This is a genomic window from Acinetobacter sp. B51(2017), from assembly GCF_003711395.1.
Taxonomy (GTDB): Bacteria; Pseudomonadota; Gammaproteobacteria; order Pseudomonadales; family Moraxellaceae; genus Acinetobacter.
The window spans coordinates 1-9,661 of record NZ_PJRJ01000052.1; the positions used below are offsets into that span (position 1 = coordinate 1).

Annotated in this window: 9 protein-coding genes, 1 tRNA gene and 1 pseudogene; 7 read left to right on the forward strand and 4 right to left on the reverse strand. The window is 40.6% G+C overall.

Annotation, left to right across the window (positions count from 1 at the left end; all coding sequences use genetic code 11):
- The 4 genes and pseudogenes from CYK47_RS15935 to CYK47_RS14490 all read right to left on the reverse strand — a co-directional run.
- Positions 1-546, reverse strand: a pseudogene (locus CYK47_RS15935) (IS982 family transposase); the annotation flags it as partial.
- Between the two features lie 336 nt (positions 547-882).
- Positions 883-1,113 (reverse strand): hypothetical protein, encoded by a 231-nt coding sequence (locus tag CYK47_RS14480; RefSeq protein ID WP_122902499.1) that lies wholly within the window; start codon positions 1,111-1,113, stop codon positions 883-885.
- Positions 1,114-1,356: 243 nt separating this feature from the next.
- Positions 1,357-1,433, reverse strand: a tRNA-Met gene (locus CYK47_RS14485).
- Between the two features lie 126 nt (positions 1,434-1,559).
- Positions 1,560-2,453 carry a LysR family transcriptional regulator gene (locus CYK47_RS14490; RefSeq protein ID WP_122902500.1) on the reverse strand — a complete coding sequence of 298 codons (894 nt, stop codon included), beginning with the start codon at positions 2,451-2,453 and terminating at the stop codon, positions 1,560-1,562.
- Positions 2,454-2,603: 150 nt separating this feature from the next.
- Between CYK47_RS14490 and CYK47_RS14495 the strand changes: the two genes are divergently transcribed.
- The 7 genes from CYK47_RS14495 to CYK47_RS15760 all read left to right on the forward strand — a co-directional run.
- Entirely contained in the window at positions 2,604-3,641 is a 1,038-nt protein-coding gene (locus CYK47_RS14495) for a cupin domain-containing protein (protein ID WP_122902501.1), read from the forward strand.
- Positions 3,642-3,659: 18 nt separating this feature from the next.
- A complete protein-coding gene (locus CYK47_RS14500; protein WP_122902502.1) occupies positions 3,660-4,877 on the forward strand; it encodes a 3-hydroxybenzoate 6-monooxygenase in 1,218 nt (405 codons plus the stop codon).
- Positions 4,874-5,512 (forward strand): maleylacetoacetate isomerase, encoded by a 639-nt coding sequence (gene maiA / locus CYK47_RS14505; protein WP_122902503.1) that lies wholly within the window; start codon positions 4,874-4,876, stop codon positions 5,510-5,512. The genes CYK47_RS14500 and maiA overlap by 4 nt, the downstream gene beginning before the upstream one ends.
- A gap of 36 nt (positions 5,513-5,548) precedes the next feature.
- Positions 5,549-6,253 carry a fumarylacetoacetate hydrolase family protein gene (locus CYK47_RS14510; RefSeq protein WP_122902504.1) on the forward strand — a complete coding sequence of 235 codons (705 nt, stop codon included), beginning with the start codon at positions 5,549-5,551 and terminating at the stop codon, positions 6,251-6,253.
- 92 nt (positions 6,254-6,345) lie between these two features.
- On the forward strand, positions 6,346-7,701 hold the full coding sequence (locus tag CYK47_RS14515; RefSeq protein WP_122902505.1) for an MFS transporter: 1,356 nt from the start codon (positions 6,346-6,348) through the stop codon (positions 7,699-7,701).
- A 577-nt stretch (positions 7,702-8,278) separates the two neighbouring features.
- Positions 8,279-9,394: a BapA/Bap/LapF family prefix-like domain-containing protein gene (locus CYK47_RS14520; protein WP_122902506.1), complete on the forward strand. Its 1,116-nt coding sequence runs from the start codon at positions 8,279-8,281 to the stop codon at positions 9,392-9,394.
- Positions 9,382-9,661 (forward strand): GA-like domain-containing protein (locus CYK47_RS15760; protein WP_252150301.1); only part of this gene is annotated, 280 nt, incomplete at its 3' end. The genes CYK47_RS14520 and CYK47_RS15760, both read left to right, overlap by 13 nt.

Genomic DNA, 9,661 nt, shown 5'->3' on the forward strand with positions numbered 1-9,661 from the left:
TTGCGCTAACTTTGGCAGAATCTTGATATCTGAAGTATGGCCATTCGAAAGTTGGGTGTGAATAAATTGACCCTGAGCATCCACCAATACATGCAATTTGCATCCATAGAACCAACCCATTGAGCTTTTACCTCGTGTGGCAATTTGTTTTAAAGATTTATGACGTTGAATACGCTGATTTTTACATACGGGTAGAGTTGTAGAGTCAACCCAAGCACACGTTGTTTGAGCATTGGAAGCTAAAGAAATATGTAATGCTTGAAGTGCGAGTTGATGTTAGTTGATCAAATAAACGATCCGTTGATAGGATGGTAATGCTTTAAAAAGCTTGGAGTAAAAGCGCTTTATCATTCCATAAAAGGCTTTAAAATGATGAAGTTGAGAGTTTTTATACCAAACTGCGATAAAGATAATTTCAGATAAGCATAGAACACCTGATCGCTGTCTGACTTTAGGATTTTCTTGTTTTAGATACTGCCAATAGACCGCTTCATTTTTTTGAAAAAAATCATCAATTGTGCAGAATAAAGTTGTAAACTCGAACATAGGATGGCTGGTTAATAAAAGTGTGTGGTAACTCTCTTATTAACTCAGTCATCTTTTTTTTCAACTGAATTTCTTATCCATGATTCGGGTTAAAGTAAGCGAAATTATTTCTACCAAGCTTATAGGAAAGAAGTTGAGTCTTCCTGAAATTGAAAAAATCTTAGAAGAATTCCTACAAGAAAAGTATAATAATTATGATTTTAGTAAGAAGTAAGAAGACAAAAGATGATATCTTGAGGGGTATATCAGAAATTGAACAAGCAGAATTTTTCATAGATTGATAAGTGACTTCAAGAAAAAATATTAAAAAAAAACCGCCTTTCGGCGGTTTTTTATTTAGCAGACACGGCGTTCTAATTTAAACATTTCGTTTAAACCCGTATAAAAACTACGACCGTCTAAATTCAGTTCAATTTCTGTACCTGAAGCAAGTAATACTTTTTTACCCACTTCAACCCATTTAAAACCATCATTTGTGTTTTGACGCTTCTTATTTGCGATTAGAGACACAATAATTTCATGACCATTTACAGATTTTGCAATTAAATTTTCAGTTTGCTTTAACATATATATACCAATAACTTTTCACAGCGCGATAACTTGGCGCTTAAATATTTTTAAAATTCAAATAATTTAATACTTGACTTGCTTTTAACAGAACATACAACGATCTAAACGAAAGATTTAGATACAAGGAGATTAATAGGCAGTTAATCTAGAAGAGGTCTAAAACGACTTAAAAATATATGTTTTGTTGTTGTGATAATAGAACTACATCTCTCATGTAGTCAGGTGAATCACTTTTTTCGTTGGTAGCGGGAGCTGGATTTGAACCAACGACCTTCGGGTTATGAGCCCGACGAGCTACCAGACTGCTCCATCCCGCATCAACGAAGTCACTTTATACGCTTAATATTCATAAAATGCAAATTTATCTGTGTTTTTTGCACTTTTTTTCATAAAATGCGTACTTATTAAGCACTTTGGATATTTTAGCTTAAAACATATCCGTATTAGAGGTCGGAAAATAATTCAAAACATAAACGACGTAGCCATTGATTACCTGGATTTTGATGCACGCGTGAATGCCAATGCTGCTTAACGCCATATTCAGGGAAGTCATACGGCAGTTTTAGAATATTTAAATGCCCACGCGACAATAACACTTTACTTAGATAGTTAGGAATCGTCGCAATTGCATCGGTTTCTTGCACCACTAAGCCAACACCCAAATAACTCGGTAAACGAAGCAAGATATTACGTTTAATGCCCAGCTTTTGTAATTCATGTTCAACCACGTAATGTCCACCAGTCGCCAAAATATCAATATGTAATTCACTGGCAAATTGCTCTGAAGTGAGCGTATGACCACTTAAACGTGGATGATTCGCATTGGCCACCACGACATAGTGCTGCTTAAAAAGCGTCTGCTGATAGAAGCCTGCTTCAAGTTGGGGTAAGAAGCCAATGGCAAGGTCAATTTCTCCTGCAGCCATTAAAGCTTGAGTTTGCATATCAATTGGAACAATATTTAAACGAATATAAGGTGAATGTTCACGTAAATAATTAATCAGCTTTGGCAATAAGACTAAATGACTAATGTCAGTCATACTAATATTAAATTGATGGCTTGAGGTTTTAGGGTCAAAAGCCAAGTTAAAGTCATTAATACTTTGTAAACGGGTTAAAACGTCATGCACCTCTTGAAAAATATTATTAGATAAATCAGTGGGTTGCATGTTATTTCCAATCCGCACAAATAACGGGTCATGAAAATGTTCACGCAATTTATTTAAACCAATACTTACCGTCGGTTGGCCAATCCCCAGTTCAATTGAAGCTTTAGAAACACTTTGATGCTTATAGATCGCGTGAAAAATATTCAATAAACGTGTATCAATGTCCATATTTTACCCAAAATTACTGTATTGATTTTATCAATACAGGGTATTGTGATTTGCTTATAGATTCAAGCAGATTCGATTGTTAAATTAATTTCAACGAACGAACACAACAACGCCGGAGAGTGTTGTTAATCACAATCTAGAGGACATGCGATGGAACAGCTCGCCACATTAGCAGACTTACCAACTCGCTATATTGATGATTTAAAGCAAAGTAACTTAGTGCCATTATGGCCAAGTTTACGTAACGTTTTACCACCGGTAAAACCGATTCCAAATACAAAAAGTATTGTTTGGAAATACAATGAAATTAAGCCTTTATTATTAGAGGCTGGTGAGCTAACGCCAATTGAGAAAGCAGAGCGTCGTGTCTTGGTATTGGCCAATCCTGGCCACGGCCTAGAAAACATGCGTGCCACTTCAGTGATTTATTTAGGCATGCAATTACTGTTACCAAATGAGTGGGCGCCTGCACATCGTCATACACCAAATGCGATACGTTTGATTGTTGAAGGTGAAAAAGCCTATACCACCGTTGAAGGTAAAAAATGCCCAATGGAAAAAGGCGATTTGATCCTGACCCCATCTGGCTTATGGCATGAACATGGCCATGATGGCGATGAACCTGTGATTTGGTTAGATGTATTGGACTTACCGCTGGTCTACTATATGGAAGCCTCATTTGTTGAAGGTGGAGATTGCCAACCGATTCAACGTGTAGAAAACAAACCACGTTATGCAGCAGGTTTAGTACCAACAGTACAACACATTCGTGGTGAACAAAATTACCCAATGTTGCGTTATCCATGGTCGGATGCCAAACAATTACTGATTGATTTAGCAGCCGAAAATACAGCAGGCCCAGTACAAGTAGCGTATGTCAATCCAGAAACAGGTGAAGATTGCCAGAAAATTATTGGCTATTCAGCACTGATGGTACGTCCCGGTGAAAAAGTGCAATTAGAACCACGTTCTGCTGCCATGGTCTTCCATGTGATTGAAGGTGAAACCGCGATTACCATTGATGGTAAAGCTTCACATTTAGATACAGCAGATACAGCATGTGCGCCTTGTTTTGCACACATTGATTTAATCAATAATTCACAAGATGCTTGCTTCTTATTTATTGCTGATGAAGCCCCGATTCAGAAAAAACTCGGTTTGTATTCAACTCGACCACGTGGCGAATAGTTTTTAAGGATGAAACACATGTCAAATCAGATGCCTATTTTAATTGCCGGCGGCGGTATTGGTGGTTTTGCAGCTGCACTTGCGTTAGCAAAACGTGGTTTTAAAATTAAAGTCTTAGAACAAGCTCCAGAGATTGGTGAAATTGGTGCTGGTATTCAGCTAGGTCCTAATGCATTTAACGCTTTTGATGCTTTAGAGATTGGTGACCGTGCCCGCGCTCGTGCAGTTTATACTGACTATATGGTGATGCATGATGCATTGGATGAATACCAAGTTGGTCGGATTGAAACTGATGATCATTTTATCCAGCGTTTTGGTAATCCATACGCGGTGATTCACCGTGCCGATATTCATGGCTCATTGGTTGAAGGCGCGCAAGAAATCGGTGACATTGAAATTATTACCGACTGCCGTATTGTCAGTGTTGATCAAGATGCAGATAGCGTGACTGTGGTTGACCATAAAGGTAACACTTACATCGGGCAGGCACTCATTGGTGCTGATGGGGTGAAATCTGTGGTACGTGAAAAGTATGTGGGTGATCCGGCGCTAGTCACAGGGCATGTGGTTTATCGTGCTGTGGTACCTAAGGCCGAATTTCCAGAAAATCTACAATGGAATGCAGCCAGCATCTGGGTAGGGCCAAACTGTCACTTAGTCCATTATCCATTACGTGGCGGTGAAGAATACAACGTGGTGGTGACCTTCCATAGCCGCGAACAAGAAGAGTGGGGCGTTAAAGACGGCTCTAAAGAAGAAGTATTGTCTTACTTCCAAGGTATTTGTCCTAAAGCACGTCAGTTAATTGAGTTACCAAAATCATGGCGTCGTTGGGCGACTGCCGATCGTGAACCAATTGATCAATGGACCTATGGCCGTATTACTTTATTAGGTGATGCTGCTCATCCAACTACGCAATATATGGCACAAGGTGCATGTATGGCGATGGAAGATGCGGTGACTTTAGGTGAAGCATTACGTGTCACCGATAATAATATCGCAGCAGCATTTGATATTTATCAACGCGCTCGTGTCGCACGTACAGCACGTATTGTTTTGTCATCTCGTGAAATGGGCAAACTATACCATGCCAAAGGTGTACAACGTATGGTACGTAATGATTTATGGCGTGGTCGTCAAAGCCAAGATTTCTACAATGCTATGGCATGGTTGTATGATTGGAATATAGATAACTGTTTAGATGCCGCGAAAAACTATACGGGGACTGCAGCATGAAAATGTATGGCTTTTTCCGTAGTGGTACCTCACATCGTACCCGTATTGTTTTAAATCTTAAACAGATTAGCTATGAACTGCTGCCGATTTCACTTATGAAAAATGAGCATAAAAATTCAGCATTTCAAGCGATTAACCCACAAGGCTTTGTGCCGGTATTGGCTGTCAATGATCAACTCTTGCTTCAAAGCCCAGCGATTATTGAATGGTTAGAGGAAAGTCATCCAGAGCATCCATTGCTACCAAGTGATGCGCTTGGACGTGCCAAGGTACGTGCCTTAGCGGCTGTGGTGGGCTGTGATATTCATCCAATTAATAACAAACGGATTTTGGAATATCTACGCAACACCTTAAAGCTTGATGACGCACAAGTACAAAGCTGGTGCCGACACTGGATTGATGAAGGCTTTAGCGCACTAGAAACCTTGCTTGCAACCGATCAAACGCGCGGTGATTTTTGCTACGGCAATCAACCGACCCTTGCCGATGCTTATTTGATTGCACAAGTGGACTCATCTAAGCGCTTTAAAGTGGATATGAGCAAATATCCGAATATTCAAAAAATTTATGATGCATGTATAGCATTGCCTGCGTTCCAAGCAGCTGCACCCATGAATCAACCCGATGCTGCTTAACAGCACAACTGAATCAATAAACTTAAGGAAAGAAGCATGAGTTTCGTATTTAATCCAATGCCTATCGTCGGTCTACCTGTAAAAGATACTGATGCATTATTCCCAGTACGTCGTGTTTACTGCGTCGGTCGTAACTATGCTGCACATGCACGTGAGATGGGGTTCGATCCAGATCGTGAACCACCATTTTTCTTCTGTAAGCCAAACGACCCAGAATCAATCGTACCGGTTCCTGCAGGTGAAGCAGTGACGATTCCTTATCCAACGCAAACCTCTAACTATCACTATGAAATTGAATTAGTGGTTGCCATTGGTAAAGATGGTAAAAACATCTCAGTAGAAGAAGCGGCTAAATATGTATTTGGTTATGCAGTGGGTTTAGATATGACACGTCGTGACTTACAGATGGCACACCGTGAAAAAGGTCGTCCTTGGGAAGTGGGTAAAGCCTTTGATTACTCAGCACCTGTTGGACTCATTCATACGCTTGAACAAGCAGGTGAAATTACCTCAGGTGATATTCACTTAACTGTAAATGGTGAAACCAAACAGCGTAGTGATTTAACTCATCTACTTTGGAATGTTGCCGAAACCATCGCGAATCTTTCAACATTATTTGAACTCAAAGCAGGTGACTTAATCTTTACAGGTACACCAGAAGGGGTAGGCGCAGTGGTTCGTGGTGACCAAATGCATGCAGAAGTAGCAGGCTTAACAGGCATTACGGTAAATGTTGCCTAAACTGCTTTGATTGAAATGCCCTCAAGTGACCTTGGGGGCATTTTTAGCAAGGGATGTACAGCGTCGCGTCACGACGAAAAAGGAGAGATGTCATGTCTCAAAATCAACAGATAGATGTACAAAATTTTATTGATCAAAATCCATTATCGCGCTCACAAAAACTGATTATGTGGTTATGTTTTTTGATTGTCGCGATTGATGGCTTTGATACGGCTGCGGTAGGCTTTATTGCACCCGCACTGAAAGCCGAGTGGGCACTCACGGCCACGGATTTAGCCCCTTTATTTGGTGCAGGTTTATTTGGTCTCATGGCCGGCGCTTTAGTCTTTGGTCCACTTGCGGATAAATTTGGCCGTAAACCCATTCTAGTGGGTTCTGTAATTTTATTTGGCTTAGCAAGCTTAATTAGTGCCTTTACCACAGACTTACAATCTTTAGTCATTTGGCGCTTTATTACTGGTTTAGGTTTGGGTGGGGCAATGCCCAATGCAATCACTTTAACTTCAGAATATAGCCCAACCAAACGTCGTTCGAGTTTAGTAACTTTAATGTTCTGTGGTTTTACCATTGGCTCTGCTTTAGGTGGGATTGCATCAGCACAATTACTGCCGCATATTGGTTGGCATGGCATTTTAATGATCGGTGGTATTTTACCCTTACTCACAGTACCGTTTTTGATGTACTTACTCCCTGAATCACTGCGCTTTATGGTGCTTAAAAACCATGCACAAGCCAAGATTGATCGTGTGATGCAACGTATTGCCCCACATTTAAAGCAATTGCCAAGCTTACTCCCAGGTAGCAATGAAGTTAAAAATGTTGGCATTAAAGAACTGTTTAGCCGTCAATATGCCTTAGGGACTATTTTAATCTGGTGTACTTTCTTCATGAGCTTACTGATCATTTATATGATTTCAAGCTGGATGCCAACGCTACTTACCAATGAAGGCTTTAACTTAGTCAATGCTTCATGGCTGACTTCAATCTTCCAAATTGGTGGAACGATTGGTGCAATTGTCATTGGTCTATGTATGGATAAAGTAGAGCCAGCCAAAGTACTAAGCTTTGTTTATGTATTAGGCGGCATTTTCTTGGTCTGCTTAGGTCTTGGGATTGAACAAGGCAATATGTTATTACTGATGCTCGCGATGTTTGGTGTCGGTGTCGGGATTAGTGGCTCTCAAGTAGGTGTAAATGCATTTACTTCAGGTTTTTATCCAACACATTGCCGTGCAACAGGCGTAAGCTGGGCCAATGCGGTTGGTCGCTCAGGGTCGGTGATTGGTTCTGTAATTGGTGGCTGGCTAATGTCACTTAACCTGTCAAGTTTTGAAATTATGTCTGTCTTAGCCATCCCAGCTTTCTTTGCAGCATTTGCATTATTTGTGATTAAACGCCTCAAACAAAAAGATCAGCAAGGCTTAAGCCTTCAGGCTGTGAAAGGTTAAAAGTCAAGTCTTATTATAAAAGCCCGCAATTGCGGGCTTTTTTACTGTGATTAAATCAATCTATCTTGATTAAAATGTGATAATAAACACTATCTGTTTTAAAAAAATGTCATTACACTAAAAGAAAAATACTATATTTACAACGCAAGCTTAATAAAGTTTAAATAGCCTTATCACAGTATAAATCATCTATTTAACGATTTTATCTATTTAAGTTTAAAGAGGGTAGGGGAGATTGAATAAAAATAAATTGAAGAAATTCAATAACTAAAAAACTGGTTCCATCATTGTTTTATGTAATTTTCTTATGCGCAAAAACAAGTGAATTATCATTAAATTCAAGTGATTATGTAAAAAAATGTTTTTTACAAAAAAACAATAATTAGCTAAGTTTATGATTACATTTAGAAAATGTAATGAAACAAATTAAAGAGGTTTTTTTATATTTTAAAGATTTGAAGACTGAATATATAGTATTTGTGCTAGTTGGCAAAAAATAAAATGGAACTCAAGATAGTATTTATACGAGTTACTTAAAATAAATCCAAATGATTCAAAATAAAGAGGTTTACCAATTATGGCTCAGCTCTCTGTTGTAGCAAAGGAGAGTCATCAGACCTTACAGTCCGGTGAGTCCTCCCAAATATCCTTGAGCGAAAACTCGGTTGTCTTAGTCAATGTGCCGAGAGAACAGATTGCTTCTATCGTACGACAAGGAAATTCGGCGGTTATTACATTAAAAAATGGTGAGGTTATCGTACTTGATAACTTTTTCTCTTTCCCAGATAACACGATTGTATTTACTAGCGATTCGGGCGAACTTTATCGCGTCGAATTTAGTGATCAAGATGGTGTATTAGATACCTTAAAATATTATTTAGTTGAAGATCAAAATATTCGACCACTCCTTTATGGGGATGATTTTGTAGGCGCCTATATTTGGCCATGGGCTTTAGGCGCAGTTGCAGTAGGCGGAATCATTGCTTTAGCTGCAAGTGATGATGATAAGAGTGAATCAGATAGTGACTCTGATTCGGATAGCGACTCTGACTCGGACAGCGACTCTGATTCGGACAGCGATTCTGATTCTGACTCTGACAGCGATTCTGACTCTGACTCTGACTCGGACAGCGACTCTGACTCGGACAGCGACTCTGATTCGGATAGCGACTCTGACTCTGACTCAGACAGCGACTCTGATTCTGACTCTGATTCGGACAGCGATTCTGACTCTGACTCAGACAGCGATTCTGACTCTGATTCGGATAGCGATTCTGACTCTGATTCGGACAGCGACTCTGACTCGGACAGCGACTCTGATTCTGACTCGGACAGCGATTCTGATTCTGACTCGGACAGCGACTCTGACTCGGACAGCGATTCTGATTCTGACTCGGACAGCGATTCTGACTCTGACTCGGACTGCGACTCTGACTCTGACTCGGACTGCGACTCTGACTCTGACTCGGACAGCGATCTGACTCTGACTCGGACAGCGACTCTGACTCGGACAGCGACTCTGACTCGGACAGCGACTCTGATTCGGACAGCGACTCTGACTCGGACAGCGACTCTGACTCGGACAGCGACTCTGACTCGGACAGCGATTCTGACTCTGACTCGGACAGCGACTCTGACTCGGACAGCGATTCTGATTCTGACTCGGACAGCGATTCTGACTTGGATGAAGTAGAAGACCTTGTAGCAGAAGCAGAAGCAGCATATGCAGCAGCAGAACAAGCTCTTGCAGATACCCTTGCAGATGATGCTGTGACCCAAGCAGAAGTTGATGACTTAACTCAAGCCCTTGCAGATGCACAACAAGCGAAAGCAGATGCACAAGCAGCGGTGGATGCAATTGTTGACGACTTCCCAACCGAAGCGGGTGACTTCCAAGACCGTGTAGATGCCTTGACTGATATCGTGATCCCAGCGGTGAACGATACCAACGAAAACGGTA

Excerpts from the sequence above, each read along its gene's own strand:
- CYK47_RS14480 (WP_122902499.1), bottom strand. The coding sequence starts at position 1,113 with ATGTTAAAGCAAACTGAAAATTTAATTGCAAAATCTGTAAATGGTCAT.
- CYK47_RS14490 (WP_122902500.1), bottom strand. The coding sequence starts at position 2,453 with ATGGACATTGATACACGTTTATTGAATATTTTTCACGCGATCTATAAG.
- CYK47_RS14495 (WP_122902501.1), top strand. The coding sequence starts at position 2,604 with ATGGAACAGCTCGCCACATTAGCAGACTTACCAACTCGCTATATTGAT.
- CYK47_RS14500 (WP_122902502.1), top strand. The coding sequence starts at position 3,660 with ATGTCAAATCAGATGCCTATTTTAATTGCCGGCGGCGGTATTGGTGGT.
- maiA (WP_122902503.1), top strand. The coding sequence starts at position 4,874 with ATGAAAATGTATGGCTTTTTCCGTAGTGGTACCTCACATCGTACCCGT.
- CYK47_RS14510 (WP_122902504.1), top strand. The coding sequence starts at position 5,549 with ATGAGTTTCGTATTTAATCCAATGCCTATCGTCGGTCTACCTGTAAAA.
- CYK47_RS14515 (WP_122902505.1), top strand. The coding sequence starts at position 6,346 with ATGTCTCAAAATCAACAGATAGATGTACAAAATTTTATTGATCAAAAT.
- CYK47_RS14520 (WP_122902506.1), top strand. The coding sequence starts at position 8,279 with ATGGCTCAGCTCTCTGTTGTAGCAAAGGAGAGTCATCAGACCTTACAG.